The sequence below is a fragment of the Embleya sp. NPDC025285 genome, assembly GCF_055558835.1.
The window spans coordinates 1-14,693 of record NZ_JBVHLU010000166.1; the positions used below are offsets into that span (position 1 = coordinate 1).

Consider the following 14,693-nt stretch of genomic DNA (forward strand, 5'->3'; position numbering starts at 1 on the left):
CGCCAAGGAGAACCGCGCGAATCAGGGTTGAACCGGCCTCGGGGGGCAATTTTCCGAGACCCGCAGGGGGTCAGTTTTCAGAGAGCGTTGACACGGATACGCGCGGCTCAGGTGACATGTCTGCGGGGCGATCTATGTCGTCCGCGCAACGTGCCGATCGGCGGCGCGTGCCCCGGGGTCGGCTGCCTGTGGTCTCGCCGTTCGTCGTGGACCGACGCGCGTTCAACAAGGCCAGGCCCCATGTGGTCATCGGCCGAAAACCCCCTCAGATCATCCTGTCCGCTGCTACTGCAGCGGACAGGGTTCGGGTGATGACCGCTTCGCTGGAATTCAAGCCGGCGGAAAGGTCGCCGAAATGCTCCTCCGACATGACGCCTGCTTCGAGGCCACAGGCTCGCACCAGGTCCTTGAACTCCTGGATCTGGCGATCATTGACGGCCGCAGTGAACAAATGGTCGGCGAGTAACTCGCGGGCCGCGTTGCCGTCTTTCGTTGCCCTCGTGCGGCGCATCAAAGTATCAACCAGGCGGCGGGCTTCGGGATGCTCGACGGATGCGAGCGTATCGAGTGCGGTGAGGCCGAGGCGTATGTCGAAGACGGCCAGCCGCGGATCGGGGTCGTTGCTCAAGTAGGCGTTCACCGCAACGGCCGGGAAGGCGTCCACGCCGAGACCCGCATCGCGATGGCAGAGCGCCGTCAGGCAGCCGGTCACCGCCTGCTCCCACGAATCACCGGGCGCCGTGCCGGCGAGCAGTTGCGCGGCGTGATCCGTGTCGTCTTCGATGAGAGCCGCGACCACGGCGACTTGGCGTCCGTCGAGCATCCGTGTACCCACTCCCCGATGCTGTTCGACGTGCGCCAGGGCCTCACGCCAGCGGCCTGCGGTAGCGAGGGCTCGTGTGCCGTCCGCGAGCAGGACACGCCACAACCACCTGCGGACTTCCTGCCGGTCCTCGACGGCTCGGGTGAGGTCGGCAGGCACGGTGATGCCTTCGAAGGCAATGCCGGTGCCGGTGCCGACGGCTTCGTACAGGTCGAGAAGGCATCGGCGGCCGGCGTCGGTGTGGCCGGCGCGGATCTGCAAGCGCGCGCAGTTGACCAAGGGCTCCAGCCCTCGGATGGCACTCGCGGCTGGCAATGGGCACATTCGCAGGAACGCGTGGGCGTGCCGGTGGCACATCGTCCGGGCCAGGTCGGGACGGCCAAGATCGGAAGCGAGGAGCGCGGATTGGTTGAAGAAGGCGGAAGCCAAACCTTGTTCGCCCCGTTCTGCCGCCCTGTGGGCCAGGTCGACCAGTGCCCCCACCCGGGCGGGAAGCGGCAGACAAGCGGGCCGGAACCGGGCAACGAGTGGGAAGCGCCGTGCTGTCGGGCCGTTTGGTTCCACGTGTCCCCCTGTGGGCGGCGGTAAGGGTGCAAGGTGGTGGAGCCCGACGACTCGGCCACGGGCTCCACTTCCGTCACCTCCGAGCCGGTGTCACCGCCAGTCGACGATGATGCGGTTCAGCGGGGTGTCGATGGAGAAGAGCCCGGGGCGCTGCTCGATCGCGGGTGCGTCGAGACGCCGGAGTTCGAAGGACGCCTCGCGTCCCCGGTAGAGGCGGTCCCACGTGCGGATCGTCTCGGCGACGCTCGCGGCCAGCTCGTCGCTGCCGGGTCCGTGGCCGATAACGCCGAACTCCCAGAGCTTGCCTCCCTCGGCGGTTTTCTCCTGCGCCGGGCGCCGGGCGAGGTAGGTGAGGGCGCCCTTGTCGATGGCCGCGGTGGAGGAGGGGTAGGGGTCGTCGGAGAGGACGCTGCCCATGGCGTCCTTGGGGAACAGCATGCGGATCAGGCCTCCGGGCAGGGAACAGGAGACGAACAGCTCCATCCACTCGGGCGATTCCATGGCACGGACCAGCATGCCGGTCCACTCCTCGGTGCGCGGCTGGTCCAGGACTTCGGCCAGGGCTTCGGCGTCGATGTGGTGTCCGGCGGGTGCCTGGAGGTGTACCGCATCGCCGAAACCGAGGGGAATGACGCGACGGTCGTCGTCGGCGATGCCCCTGCGCAGCGGCATGAAGGTGTTCATCCTGCTGCTGACGCTGGTCCAACGGCCGTCGCGCTGCTCGTAGGCGATGGAACGGGACACGCTGCCCTTGAGGCGCTGGGGCACGACGAGTCGTCCGCCGGGGGCGAGTTGGTCGAGCCAGGCGTGAGGTACGCCGTGCGCGCCGACGGTGGCGATGATCCGGTCGTATGGTGCGCCTGCGGCGTGGCCGAGTGCGCCGTCGCGGGTCACTACATCCACGTTGGTGATCCCGGCGGTGGCCAGGTGGCCGCGGGCTCCTTCCACGAGGTCGTCATCCACGTCGATGGTGGTGACGTGGCCGCTCACGCCGACCAGGTGGGCGAGGAGGGCCGCGTTGTAGCCGGTGCCGGCGCCGAGTTCGAGGATGCGTTCTCCGGGCCGGGCCTCCAACTGGTCCAACATGAGCGCGACGATCCCGGGCTGTGAAGCGCAGGAGATCGACGCACCGTCGGCGTCGTACTTGATGTTGACCGGCGCGTTCGCGTAAGCGTCTTCGAGGGGAACGTCGGGCACGAACAGGTGGCGGGGCACAGTGCGCAGCGCGGTCTCGACGGCGTGCGTGCGTGCGTGCCCGGACTCCCGGATCTGGTCGACCAAGGCGTATCGGAGCTGTGTGGCCTTTGCCTCGGACGTGGTGCTCGTATCGGTTTTCACCGTCCCGAGGCTAGTGATTTCGGGCGTGCCTGCGGTGGACGTCGTGGTGTTGTCACGCGATCGCATGACTGCCTCTCGTGCGGTGGTGAACAGAGCGCTTTGGTCGCTTGGGGGAAGACCGGCGCGGTTGGCGTGGAAGATCACGTGGTGGGCGATGACAGCGCGCAGGCCGCGCGCGAGCCCTCCGGTGGTGGCGAGGTGGGCGAGCGTGGTCCCGGCCCGTTCGAAGGCGGCCACCCATGCGGCGTGCCCGTCGAGCGGGCCGTTGGGGTACTGCAGGGCGCGGGCGTCGGCGGTCATCAGCGTGCGCATCGCCGGTATCAAGGCTGCGGAACGCGCGGGGGCGGGGGGTTCGGTAGCCGGCCGCAGTGCGGCGGCCTTCGCCCATACGTCGCCCTGTTCGAACCAGTCCAGGTCGGCGGCTCGCATCAGGGCGCTGATCAGGAGAACGGCGCTCTCCCGGCGGCCGAACCGCCCCGGGCCGGGATGGTAGGCGAGCAGGTTCCGGCTGTCCGCGTGGAACAGGTCGTGGGCGGCGTCCATGGCGTGGGCGCCGCCGAAGGCCAGGGTCTCGGGCTCGTAGATGCCGGATGGCCGCGACCGCACGGTGCCAGATTCGACGAGGTCGTCGAGCACGGACTCGATCATCGGGGACGGTCGGACGGCGCGGTACCGCAGGGGCCAGGGCTGCTTGTTCATGAACCACCAGGCGTCGAGCTGTCCGGCTTCCTCGGCCGCGAACAGCGCGGGGCCGAGGCGGTTGCTGATGGCGCGCCGGCTGCTCTCGCGGTCGGCGAAGGTGACGTTGTGCTGGTGCCAGCGGCGCGCGGCCATCGGTGCGAGTCCTTCGATCGGTGGGTCAGGCGATGAGCAGACAGGTGTCCCAGCCCGAGAGGGGCGGCGTGGTGGTGGCAGGGGCAAGGAGTGCCAGGGCGATTCCGGCGGCGCCGTTGAGGAATCCCGGTCCGGCCTCTTTGTCCTGAACAACCGCCCTCGCACCGTGGACCGGATCGGTGCCCGGCGGGCAGATCGCGTTTAGAAGTTCCGGTATCGCGGCTCGGAGTCGGTCGATGGTCGCGGGATGCGCGTCGTCGGCGACCCGGGCGGCGAGGTGGGCGAGGCCGGCGAAGCCGTGGCACATGCCGTTGCCGGTCGTCGCGTCGAGCCGGGCGGGATCGGTGAGGGCGGCCACGAGTGCGTTCTCCGCGTTGACTTGGCGGTTGGTGTCACCGAGTGCGAGGGCGGCGAGTTGCTGGGCGCGGGCGAGGCCGGCGGTGCCGTAGCACCACGAGGGGCGGCGCGAAGCGGACGGGGCGAGGCGTCCGTCGTGGAGTTCGACGCGGGTGACCCAGTACGGCCAGTCGACGCCGGAGCAGGTCTTTCTCTGCCAGCGGTCGAGCCACGACTGGATGGTGCGCATGGCGTCGCGTTGACCATCGACGAGGGTGCCTTTGCGGGTGGCGAGCGCCAGCAGTGCGAGCACGCCGCCGATTCCGTGCGCGAGACCGTTGTTGGCGTGCCCGCTCGGGAACCGCTCGTCCGGTCGGCCGGAGGGTCCGGTGGGCGTCCACCACCCGGGCAGGGTCTCGCCGTCGTGGGTGACCGGCCGGGTCAGGAGCACGCAATAGTCGAGGATCGCGCGCATCGTGGGGCTGGACGGATCGCGTCGGAGAAGATGGGGGCCATATCCGGTGAGTCCGCGGATGGCGTCGTACTCCGATGGTTGTGGCAGGGTTCCGGCGTCGATTCGGCGATGTGCCGCGTCGAGTCGACGGCGGATGTCGGTGATGATCTGCCTGTCGAGAGTGTCCAGGGCGCGCTGGTAGGTACCGGGCCGGTGTACGGCGGCGCGGGCAACGGTGTGGGCGAGGGCGGGAGCTCCGTAGAAGGGGTGGGAGTCGGGGCCGCTGATGAAGGGCTGCCGAGTGGCGCCGGCGAGCCAGGCGTGGGCGCGCTGCCACGGGCCCCGTCCGGTCGCCGCCCGCTCGATGTGGAGCAGCGCGATCCCCAGTGGCCCGTAGGCGAGTTGTTGCCGGTCGGTGGTTGTCGTGCGCGTGGGCAGGGGAGCGGTGTCGGGGTGGGCCAGGATCTCCGCGACAGCGTTCGCCACAGTGAGCGCAAGATGGTGGGTCACCGTGTCCTCCGGGCCGTCCAGGCCAAGGCGGCGGCGCGCGCGAGGTACAGGCAGATCTCTTCCTCGGGAAAGTCGACCGCCAGGTGGCGAACGAAGTGAACGTGCAACAGGGACAACAGGACGTCGTCCAAGCTGACTCCCTGGGTGTCCGGACCAGGGAAGTGCGGCCGGTAGTCAGCGAGTGCCGCATCCCGGTCCGCCCACGCCTTGACGATGGTCTGCCCACCGGGCACGTCGCGCAGGGCCGCCCAGTCCCCGAACGGATCGGCCAGTCGTACACTCTCGGCGAACTGCGGACGCGGTACCCGAGCGGGCGCGGTGGGCGGGATGTGGTCAACCAGCCAGCGCATCCCGGCCTCGGTGCTGCCCAGGAACGCGCAGGCAATGGCGATGGTGTGCGCGGTCACCAGCGCACGTTGATGCGGACGCCGGAGTTGTGCAAGCTGGACAACGATGGCTTGCGAGTCCGCGCGAAAGACCTCCTCGGCGGCCTCCCAAGCGGAACCGGAGCCCCAGCGGCCCATCTCGCGGTAGGAGGTGGGGAAGCGCACATCCGACAACAGGCCCGCAGCGCGCAGTTCGTCGGCCCAGGTACCGACCGTGCGGGCGGTCTCGGCGAAGGCGTCGGAATCGGGGAGGGCGATGCGCACGCGCAGGTGATGGTCGGGGTCGCGGAAGCGGATGAACCACCACGGCGGCCTGCCGAGTCGGTCCAGCAGTACCGGAAGATGCCGGGCGAGTAGCGCGTCCTGGCGCCGCAGGTCGCCGTACAAGGTGGCCAGCAGCAGCGAGGAGACACCGGGGGTTTGGACCTGCGCCGGAGAGAGGGTGCGGGCCGGTGCAGGGGACGGCAGGACCGGCCAGGCCGGTGGCTGCGTCGCCTTGAGCGGCACGACGACCTCGTGCGCCCGACCGTCACACCAACCGTACGCGTCGGCGTCCGGAGCTTCGACAAGCACAGCCTGGCGGGCGCGGTCGAGGTGCCGGCGCAGCAGCGTTCGATGTGCGGCCTGGCCGAGGTCGAGCCGCAGGCGGCGGTCGCCCTCGGCCAAGTCGACCCTTCGCGGCATCCGCCGCCTGATCTGCCACTCCTCAAGTGCGTTGTCCCACTGGGCCTGGGCGCGGTCGCGTCCGGGCAGGTCGGCCGCGTCCAACCGCCACTGTGCCGGAGCAAGCACCGTGCGCCCGTAGCGGATCCTGGGCAGGAACGGCATCGCCGCCGCCGCACCCCACTGAAACAAGGTCACCTGCGCGCATTGGGCACGGGACAGCTCGGTGAGGAAACGCACCAGCGGGTGGGTGTGTGTGGCGAGGTTCAGGGCGTGCATCCCCACCGCCTCGATCCGGTGCCCGTGCTTGGGCGCGGCCAGGTACATCCGGCGCCCGTCGCACGCCACCGCCAAATCGTCAGGCGTAAGCACGTGACCGCTCGATGGGCGGTGTTCCTGGACGCTGATCACGGCGGCCAAGACTTGCGGGGTACGGGTGACGTGGGCGCTCGCGGGCAACAGCGGCGGGAAGGACAATTGGGCGGGGACCGTGCCGACGTCTGCGGTCGGCAGGTCGGCCATTTCCCTCGACATGGACTCCCGGCCTTCGGGTGCCAGTACCCCGAGGAACCGCCCCGAGACGACGCCGACGCCGCGAGACACGCTCGCAACCTCCAAGAGGAATCGTCCGCGGTTCAGGTCCTGCGTATTGGCTGCGTGGACGCGGACGCCGATCTCCAGGTGTGGGGGCACCCTGGGATGCCCGGAGCCCAGATTCATGGTCTCGATCAGCTCCTCGGTGAGGAGTATCTCGTCGCGGCCGTCGAGGGCGGCCCCCTGAGCCAACCGCACCAACGTGTCGTCTCGTGCAGAGAGACGCGAGCGCTGCGCATCGGCCGAGGCGCCGGGATACCCGTCGGGGAATCCGATGCCGCTGTCGGCGACGACTTCGTTGAGCGGCACCATCGTGCCGATGCCGTACCGCTCGTAGAACCGCCGCTGGTACGCCTTCCACGCCGCAGTTCCGTACGGGAGCGCGCTGACCCGGGTCAGGACGTCGGCAGCCCGCTCGGTCTCGCGGGCAACCTCCTCGGGCAGTTCGACGTCGACATCCAAGCGCAAGTCGAGAGCCAACGGGTGGCGTTGCAGACCTGGGACCAGAGCCCGCATCCGGGCGGCAGCGTGAGTCCGGCCCCTGCGGGAGTAACATCCGCGCAAGTCAGCCTGAACTGCGCGCAGTTCGCGCACGGTCTCGGCGACCGGAACGACGGTGTCGGCGCCCACGGCGGAAAGTTGTTCGAGCAGGTGGTCCAAGGCGTCGGTCTCGGTGCTCGGTGCGTGCAGGTTGGTGATCAGAATGTTGTGTCGGACCAGCTCATGCAGGAGTCGCTGTACCTTCGCCAGGTCCACAGCGGGGAAGGTGGCCGCCAACTCGTCCACGAGAAGGCCGACGCGGATCGGTTCGCGGGCCGCTTCCAGGGTCACCCGCACCGGTTCGGTCAGGGCCACGGATACCTCGACGGCCCGCTTCCGGTCACGTTCGGTGTTGGCCCCGTACGGCAAGACGAGCCGATCACCGCGTCTGGTCGCAGTGTTGTTGGCGACCACCCCAAGGCGTTCCAACAGTTCGGAACACGACTCCAGCCGTTCAACGACCACGGTCAGCCACTCCGCGCCCGCGCGACCGATGGCCGAGTGACCCGTGCGCCATACGGTGCGTGCCTGTGGGCCAAACGTGGCCGGAGCAACGCCGGCGAACAAGCCGAAGGGAGTGGGCCGGTGCTCGGCACGCAAGACGTAGCGGGCCACCGAGGCGGCGGCGCGGCGCACATCCCGCGCAGCCGGGGCGCCGGATGAGCACAAGGCACGCACCTGGGAGGCGAGGGCCGGACTGGCGTGTTCCAGCGCCTCTGCAGTGTCCTCCTCGGACCACACCTGCCGCAGCCACTCCAGTTGGGCAACCGCGCCGTGAGGCAACGGGTCTCCGAGATCGGGACACGGGGGAATGGGGAGCTTCGACCGGGCCACCGCCCGCACGAGCGCGGACGTACCGGCACGAAACGCGCTGCTCGAAGCCATGACAACCTCCTGTGTTCGGCCGGGCGACCGGTGCCCTCGCGCTGCGGGGCACGAAGACACCGGCCTGTGGTGAGGCGCCTACGATCAGGCCACGTTCGTGGTGCAGGCGCCGCAGGTCTCGCCACAGTTGTCGTCTGTCACGCTGACCAGACCGGCGACGTCGGCCACCTCGACCAGCGAGACATCGAGGTCGAAGCCTTCGGAAACGGCCGTGTCCCGGGCCGCCGGCTTCGCACCCGTCGTGGCGTGCGTGATTTCGGAGATCATGCCAACTCCTTTTCTTTGATGACGAATTGGCCTCACCAAGGAATGCCCATGTGTGGCGCCGATCGAGCACCACGTCACGCAGGCAACCCTGACCATCGACCCGAGGGGCCAGGCTCACGTCCAAGGCGGCCTGACTCCGAGTCCAGTTCTTGTGTCGAATCCGGCGAACCGAAGGCGCATCAACCGAGCGAGCTGACGAACCGTTCCAAGCCTGACGTGGCACCAGCCCATCGGGAATGAACGCCCGTTGCACCTTTGTGGCACTTCCGTGGTCCCTCGACCACCGTCCGTGCTTCCATTGCGCCAGGAGGGAGGCGCCCGGTGGTGAGCGTGCGACGATGGACCGGCCGCGAGGCCGGCCTGCTACGACAGGCACTGCGCATGAGCGTGCGTGCCTACGCCGCGCATCTCGGCGTCGGCGTCCGCACCGTCTCCAAATGGGAGAAGCTCGGCGCCGCGACCTGCCCCTGGCCCGACACACAGGCCATCCTCGACACGGCCCTCGCCCGCGCCGATGCCACCGTTCAGGCCCGCTTCGAGCAGTTCCTCACTCAAGACCCGCTCGACCGGCAACCACGCACAACACTGTTGCCAGCGGTCGTCGATCACGAAGCCTGGTCGGAGGATCTGGAGCGGATCGTGGTGTGCCTCGATCGTCAAGACTTCGCCTTCGCCGCCACCCTGTTGAAGCGTTGGCTCCACTTCACGCGGCCTCACGGCCAAGACCGTCGGCATCTGTACCTGTACGGCCGTTCGTTGGCTCTCTCCGGGGACCTACGGCGCCTCCAAGGGACCGTTCAGGACCTGGGGACCGCCACGCAGCTCTACTCCGACGCGCACGCCGTGTTCACCGAACTCGACGTGCCCCGCCGGGCCGCGCAAATCGATCTCTCGCTCGTCGTGGTCACCGAAATGACGGGACGCCACACCGCTGCGGCTTCCCGATACCGACAACTGGCCGACGACGAGAGGCTGGGCTCTGCAGACCGCGCCCGGGCCCTGCTGTGGATCGGCACCGCCCTGGCCAAGGACGGACACAACGAGTCCGCCATCCAGATCATGCACCAGGCGGCCGAGTGGTTTGAGGAACTGGACGAGCCGGAGGACTGGGCGAGCGCCCAGCAGAAACTCGCCCTGGCCCACCGCGGTGCCGGCGATCTCACCAGGGCTCTGGCCTACATCGATACCGCCCGTGGCAATTGCCGCTTCGACTCCCCGCTCCGGCGCGTTCAGATCGACACCGCGCATGCCCACATCCTGCTCACCGACCCGAGCACGCGCAGCGTCGGGAACACCGTGCTCGACCGGGCCTCGGAGATCGCCGCCCGATACGGCCTGAACCACCAACTGCGCAGCATCGAGACCGTTCGCCACAGCGAGGAGTACACGTGACAGACAGCAGCGGAACCACGATCAGCGACGCGGACCGGGCCGATGCCCGCATCGTCTGGGACTTCCACCAGATGGGCCACGAACTGCGGCCCTGCTCCGCCGCGATCACCCTCGGCAGCCTCGACCTGGGTGTGGCCACCGCCACCGCCGATCTTTACCACGCCGGCATGTTCCCGGTCGTGGTCTTCACCGGCGACACCAGCGCCGCCACCCTCGGGCTGTTCCCCCGAGGCGAGGCCGTGCACTACCGCGAGCACGCGCTGTCCCTCGACGTGCCGGACGAGGCGATGCTGCTGGAGCCGAAGGCCACCAACACCGGCCAGAACATCGCCTTCTCCCGCGAGGTACTGGAGAACGCCGGCGTCCCGGTGACCACCGTCCTGCTGATCTCCATGCCCTACATGCAGCGCCGCGCCTACGCGACATGCCGCAAGCTGTGGCCCGAGGTGGAGCCGGTCTGCGTCTCCCAGTCCCTGTCGTTCGACGACTACGCCAGGACGCACGCCGACGACAAGCAGTTCATCGACATGCTCATGGGTGACATGGAGCGGGTGATGGAGTACCCCAAGCGCGGTTTCGCCATCGAGCAGCACGTCCCGGAAGGGGTCCGCGATGCCTTCGACCGTCTCCGAGCCCGCGGCTACGACAGTTGGCTCTTGCCCGCCTGACCGTGCCTCGCGGCCCGGTCCGCGCACTGTGCGCTCGTGCGCGATCCATCAGCCCAACCTCCTGCCCCGCCTGTCCACCCTGGCGAAGCTCTACGCGGCGGACGTCTGGGTGGTCCTCGACGACGTCCAGTTCGTCCGCCGCGACTACCAGCATCGGGCCCGCCTCGCCGCACTCGACGACCCGCAGCGGCGACAGTGGCTGTCCGTCGAGACCCATCTCCCCCACGGCCGCGCAACGTTGATCCGCGATGCCCGAATCGCCGATCCGCCGCGGGCTGCCCGGCGCCTCGGCCAACTGCCCGCGCAGTACTACCACGCCAGTCCCCATTGGCAGTTACTGCATGATGCGCTCGAACCCGTCGTCCACACCGTCGCCGAGGCCGCGGGCACAGCAGCCGTGGCCGAGGCAACCACCCGTGCTCTGCTGAACGTCTTGAACTGGCACGGCACCATCGTGCACAGCAGCGACATCGCCGCCTCCTCGGACCGTTCGGAACGTCTGGCCGACCTCACCACCGCCGTCGAGGCCGTCACCTACCTGTGCGGCACCGGCGGCCTGCGCTACCTCGACCACCGCCCCTTCACGCAGCGGCACCTCAACGTCCACGCCTTTCGCGCACCGCGAGCAGTCGAGGACCTGTGGACCGGGGCTTCGAAGATCACCGCCCTGTGGGCGCTCGCCACGTACGGGCCCGCCTGCGTAAGGACGGCGTTGGACGACCTGCGCACCGTCACTCAATCCGCATGCTCCGCCCAAACGACTTGGCCCACGTCCGCGACCCAGCCCGCACCGTCGGATGGTAGGCACTCTTCAACCTCGCGGACGGATGACCCGGCAGCCGGGAGGGACTCCCCGTGGGTGCCGCCCGGGACGTCCTGCCCCACTCAAGATGCCGGGACCATGAGTACGCGGACCTGATCCGCACTCACCATCATGATCAATGTCCGGGACGGACCCCGCCGCCGACGGGAACGCGCGAGGGCGAACCCAGGCCACGACCGGCCTTTGGCACTCACGAACACATCGTGACGACATAGAGAGGGCGGCTCAACGTCCTTGATGACGGTGACCACAAGCGCTCGGCGGCTGCGCGGGCCTTCGTCCCTCTCGGGTTGGCGTCGGTCTGGTAAGAGGCCGGACGGCCCCTCTAGGGAAGGGGCCGTCCGGTCGCGTCAGCTTGGCCGTCGTTAGCCGAGGTGTGCCAAGAACTGTGCCCACGCCGTGGTGGGGTATTCCTGGACTGGGCTGCCTGCGATCTTGCTGTCGAGCACTCCGACGAGGTTGCGTCCATTGCTTGCTGAGCCTTCAAGCGGGGCGACGGTGACGCAGCCGTTCGCCTGGCCCGAATACGTGGACTTGCGCCACGGGGCACTGCGGTACTCGTTCGTGGTCACTTGATCTCTTTCATTCGGCGTGCCAGGAACGCCACCGATTCCGCCTCGGACAACGCCTGTTCGTCCAACTGGCGAAAGGACCGTTCGGCGCGTTCGATGTCCTTCTGAGTGTCCCGCATGAGGCTGGCCCCGACTACGTCGAGGAACGAGATGGATGGCGCGGCGCCCGGGAACCTCATCAAGGTCAGCCCGCTGGAATACACCGCGGTCGGACCAGCCGTGTTCGGAACGATGCGGATGCTGATCGAGGGCTCCTCAGCGTCCCTGATCAGGCGGGCCAACTGTTCGCGCAGCACATCCGGACCGGCTCCTCGCGTGATGTGGGTGGCAGCCTCGGTCACGTACGCCACGACCCGAAGGGGATTCTCGGCCCTGAGTCGTTCTTGACGCTTCATGCGGATCTGCGTGTGGTCCTGCACCTGCTCCTCGCCGAGCGTGTAGTACCCGCCCCGCTGCGTTTGATCGGCGTAGTCGGGGGTCTGCAGGAGGCCCGAGATATCCAGCGGCAGATACTCCAAGACCTCTTCTGCCTCGTGTTCGAGGGCGATGCGGCCGAAAGTATCCGCGTCGAGGATCTGGCTATAGGCATGGAACCAGGCGTTCGGCCGACGTCCGGTGTCCTCCGGCAGCAACTGGTACAGGGCGCTTCGGTCGGCCTTCGGGATCTCGTAGACACGGACGAATGCATCGAGGTCTTCGGGCCGGACGGGACCCTCGCCGTTCTCGATGCGGCTGAGCCTGCTCTGCGAGAGCTTCACCGGCGCGACCGCGGCCACGACTTCCTTCAACGTCAGCCGACGATCGGCGCGGGCCTTCGCGAGGAGCGCACCAAGAGTTCGCTGGCGGACCAAGGATCCCGCAGTGCTGTTCGGCATTTGTATGGCCTCCTTGGGCCTCATTCTGCCTCACCGTCACCCGTCCGGGGGCCCCGCCGGCAATTCTTTGGGATTCCCATTGACGATCCCAATGGGAGTGCGGGACTGTATCCCGGGGCGACTCAGGGCGCCCACATGATCACCAAGCGCAACAAGATCAACTGCTTCCCTCCGGTGGCAGGAAGGGATCTGCGCCCCATGGCCAAAGCAAGACGACAAACTTCCCGTACCGCCCGAACCCCCACTCATGCGGGGGCCGCGAAGTCGTCAACCTCATTAGCAGCGATGCGGACGAAGAACGGCTGGCGGAGACATCGACACGCCTGGTTTAGGTCGCGCCTCATTCGCCCTTCCGGCCTGAATCCATGCGACGTCGCAGGCGTGCGCCACGCCGCGGGGTCGATCCTGGGCTCCTGGGATGTCCCAGAGGAGGAGGCTCAGGACTGGGTCGCTCTCGTCGTCTCCGAGTTGTTCAGTAACGCCATCGAGCACGCATCCCCCAGCAGGGTCGTCGTGATCATGACTCGGACGCGCACCTCGATCTTCATCGCGGTAGTCAACGACGGTGATGCGCCGGAGCGCCCGCTGCATCTCGTCATCGCAAGTCCTCCCGATAGTGAGGGGGGTCGCGGACTCCTGCTCGTCGCGGCGATGAGCGCGCGCTTCGGAGCTTTCCGCTGGCAGCGGCGGACGATCGTCTGGGCTGGGACGGGCCTGCGGTGCTCCACCGGCGACACTCCCAAATCTGCAGGATCATCCCCGATGCGTCGCTGGCCACGCCGACTCCTTCGATGAGCGCATCTACCGCCGACAACCCGCCGGAGACCTCCAGTGCCCCTGACCTCGGCCCCTACCCCGATGCAAACCCCCGCCTCATGACGCCGCCCGGGCGCACCCCGTTGGCCGCGGACATGGTGCTGGGGAACTCGGGACGAGGGCGGCTCGGCTCGATGCCGACGGCCACGGTCCATCCCGAGCGCGCTCTGCGAATCGTCATTTCCTCTCCCGATCATCCGGGTACGGCACGGATCGTCACCGCCGGTCAGGCGATCGCGGCGATCACGTCGGCATTCGGGCACCGTATGCCGCGCCGACCCCGCCTCCCCGGCGGCGGCCCGCATCGGGCGACACCGGAGGCGCTGCGGTCGCTGCACCGCCCCGGGCGCGAACCCGCCACTCCTGGGGCCCGCCGAGTCCCCTCGCCCCCGGTGGGGTGGCGGCCGTTCGGCCGCACGGGCGCACGCGTGATCGCCACCTGGCCGGCCCCGGGCTGAACCCACCCGACTACCTCGCCTGTCATCCCCGTCGCGGAAGTGCACCGATCAGCGCCGACACCGCCTGAGTCGGCAATGCCACCGCGCCCGCCCACAGAGAGGCACCACCCATGTCCGACGATCCGACCGATGTGCCCACCCCCCGCGACGATCCATCGTTTGTTGGGACCTCGACTCCTCCGTCCGACGCGCACGAGGAGCCGGGAAAGCCGGGAGCCGCCGCCCAAGTTCCGCAGCATCGGTACCCGTTCGTGGCCGTGGATGGGGTCGTGGGCGCGGATTTGGTCGCAGCGCGGCTGGCTCGCGTGTTGCGCGGCGAACGCATCAAGGGACCGCTGGAAGCTGGCCTCGGTGCGGCAGCGGGCCACGAGGGGCTCGTCGAGGCCCTGGTGAACGTGGCCGCCCCGATCACCGATGTTGTGCGGGTGCGACCGGTGGTCGTGTCGGGATACCTGGTCTCCGCGATGGCCATGGCCGCCGCCCGCGGGAGTCTGACCGGCGACGAGGTTCTGGCTCTGTTCAGCCCGCACCGGGCGCGCATTCTCGTGCCCGACATGGTGGTGCACCTCCACGCAAGTTTTCACCACGCAGCCCAGCTCGTTGCCGCGAACCCGACAGGCGCAGCCGAGGCCGAACTACTGGCCGCCCCCGCCTTGTTGGCGCGCCGCCTGGCCCGCCAGGACGAGCTTGCCGCACTCGAACCCACGGCCTGCCACCTGCCCATCGCGACCACCGACCCCGACCAGGCGGTCGAGAAGGTCCTCCGCATGCTCGTCCACGACACGACCGACCCCCCGTCATGAGCTGCTCTGAGTTTGGTGGAGTCCTTGAAGCCGGGTTATGGTGCCCGGCGTAAGGAGCACCACGAACCATGCCAGCACCACGCAAATACCCC

12 protein-coding genes are annotated in these 14,693 nt (G+C 68.6%); 5 read left to right on the forward strand and 7 right to left on the reverse strand.

The window, feature by feature from the left end; all coding sequences use genetic code 11:
• Positions 1–265 precede the first annotated feature (265 nt).
• From ACZ4FV_RS49275 to ACZ4FV_RS49295, 5 genes are all read right to left on the reverse strand, one after another.
• Entirely contained in the window at positions 266–1,306 is a 1,041-nt protein-coding gene (locus ACZ4FV_RS49275) for a hypothetical protein (protein ID WP_465327825.1), read from the reverse strand.
• A gap of 171 nt (positions 1,307–1,477) precedes the next feature.
• Positions 1,478–3,559, reverse strand: coding sequence for a methyltransferase, FxLD system (fxlM, locus tag ACZ4FV_RS49280; protein WP_465327826.1), 2,082 nt, complete (start codon positions 3,557–3,559; stop codon positions 1,478–1,480).
• Between the two features lie 25 nt (positions 3,560–3,584).
• Entirely contained in the window at positions 3,585–4,859 is a 1,275-nt protein-coding gene (locus tag ACZ4FV_RS49285; RefSeq protein ID WP_465327828.1) for a lanthionine synthetase C family protein, read from the reverse strand.
• Positions 4,856–7,927: a lantibiotic dehydratase gene (locus ACZ4FV_RS49290; RefSeq protein ID WP_465327830.1), complete on the reverse strand. Its 3,072-nt coding sequence runs from the start codon at positions 7,925–7,927 to the stop codon at positions 4,856–4,858. The genes ACZ4FV_RS49285 and ACZ4FV_RS49290 overlap by 4 nt, the downstream gene beginning before the upstream one ends.
• A gap of 84 nt (positions 7,928–8,011) precedes the next feature.
• Positions 8,012–8,194: an FxLD family lanthipeptide gene (locus tag ACZ4FV_RS49295; RefSeq protein ID WP_465327832.1), complete on the reverse strand. Its 183-nt coding sequence runs from the start codon at positions 8,192–8,194 to the stop codon at positions 8,012–8,014.
• 324 nt (positions 8,195–8,518) lie between these two features.
• Here ACZ4FV_RS49295 and ACZ4FV_RS49300 point away from each other — a divergent pair, with 324 nt between their 5' ends.
• The 3 genes from ACZ4FV_RS49300 to ACZ4FV_RS49310 all read left to right on the forward strand — a co-directional run bounded on the left by ACZ4FV_RS49300 (position 8,519) and on the right by ACZ4FV_RS49310 (position 11,173).
• Positions 8,519–9,586, forward strand: a complete 1,068-nt coding sequence (locus tag ACZ4FV_RS49300; protein ID WP_465327834.1) for a helix-turn-helix domain-containing protein — start codon at positions 8,519–8,521, stop codon at positions 9,584–9,586.
• Positions 9,587–9,657: 71 nt separating this feature from the next.
• On the forward strand, positions 9,658–10,254 hold the full coding sequence (locus ACZ4FV_RS49305) for a YdcF family protein (RefSeq protein ID WP_465327844.1): 597 nt from the start codon (positions 9,658–9,660) through the stop codon (positions 10,252–10,254).
• 28 nt (positions 10,255–10,282) lie between these two features.
• Positions 10,283–11,173 (forward strand): WbqC family protein, encoded by an 891-nt coding sequence (locus tag ACZ4FV_RS49310; protein ID WP_465327836.1) that lies wholly within the window; start codon positions 10,283–10,285, stop codon positions 11,171–11,173.
• Positions 11,174–11,442: 269 nt separating this feature from the next.
• On the opposite strand, the gene ACZ4FV_RS49315 is transcribed toward ACZ4FV_RS49310, so the two are convergent.
• Positions 11,443–11,649 (reverse strand): DUF397 domain-containing protein, encoded by a 207-nt coding sequence (locus ACZ4FV_RS49315; protein WP_465327838.1) that lies wholly within the window; start codon positions 11,647–11,649, stop codon positions 11,443–11,445.
• Positions 11,646–12,524: a helix-turn-helix domain-containing protein gene (locus ACZ4FV_RS49320; RefSeq protein WP_465327840.1), complete on the reverse strand. Its 879-nt coding sequence runs from the start codon at positions 12,522–12,524 to the stop codon at positions 11,646–11,648. The genes ACZ4FV_RS49315 and ACZ4FV_RS49320 overlap by 4 nt, the downstream gene beginning before the upstream one ends.
• A gap of 285 nt (positions 12,525–12,809) precedes the next feature.
• Here ACZ4FV_RS49320 and ACZ4FV_RS49325 point away from each other — a divergent pair, with 285 nt between their 5' ends.
• A complete protein-coding gene (locus ACZ4FV_RS49325) occupies positions 12,810–13,319 on the forward strand; it encodes an ATP-binding protein (protein ID WP_465327846.1) in 510 nt (169 codons plus the stop codon).
• A gap of 589 nt (positions 13,320–13,908) precedes the next feature.
• On the forward strand, positions 13,909–14,601 hold the full coding sequence (locus ACZ4FV_RS49330) for a hypothetical protein (protein ID WP_465327842.1): 693 nt from the start codon (positions 13,909–13,911) through the stop codon (positions 14,599–14,601).
• Positions 14,602–14,693 lie beyond the last annotated feature (92 nt).

Coding starts and splice junctions, on each gene's coding strand:
- fxlM (WP_465327826.1), bottom strand. CDS start 3,559: ATGGCCGCGCGCCGCTGGCACCAGCACAACGTCACCTTCGCCGACCGC.
- ACZ4FV_RS49290 (WP_465327830.1), bottom strand. CDS start 7,927: ATGGCTTCGAGCAGCGCGTTTCGTGCCGGTACGTCCGCGCTCGTGCGG.
- ACZ4FV_RS49295 (WP_465327832.1), bottom strand. CDS start 8,194: ATGATCTCCGAAATCACGCACGCCACGACGGGTGCGAAGCCGGCGGCC.
- ACZ4FV_RS49305 (WP_465327844.1), top strand. CDS start 9,658: ATGGGCCACGAACTGCGGCCCTGCTCCGCCGCGATCACCCTCGGCAGC.
- ACZ4FV_RS49320 (WP_465327840.1), bottom strand. CDS start 12,524: ATGCCGAACAGCACTGCGGGATCCTTGGTCCGCCAGCGAACTCTTGGT.
- ACZ4FV_RS49325 (WP_465327846.1), top strand. CDS start 12,810: ATGCGGACGAAGAACGGCTGGCGGAGACATCGACACGCCTGGTTTAGG.
- ACZ4FV_RS49330 (WP_465327842.1), top strand. CDS start 13,909: ATGTCCGACGATCCGACCGATGTGCCCACCCCCCGCGACGATCCATCG.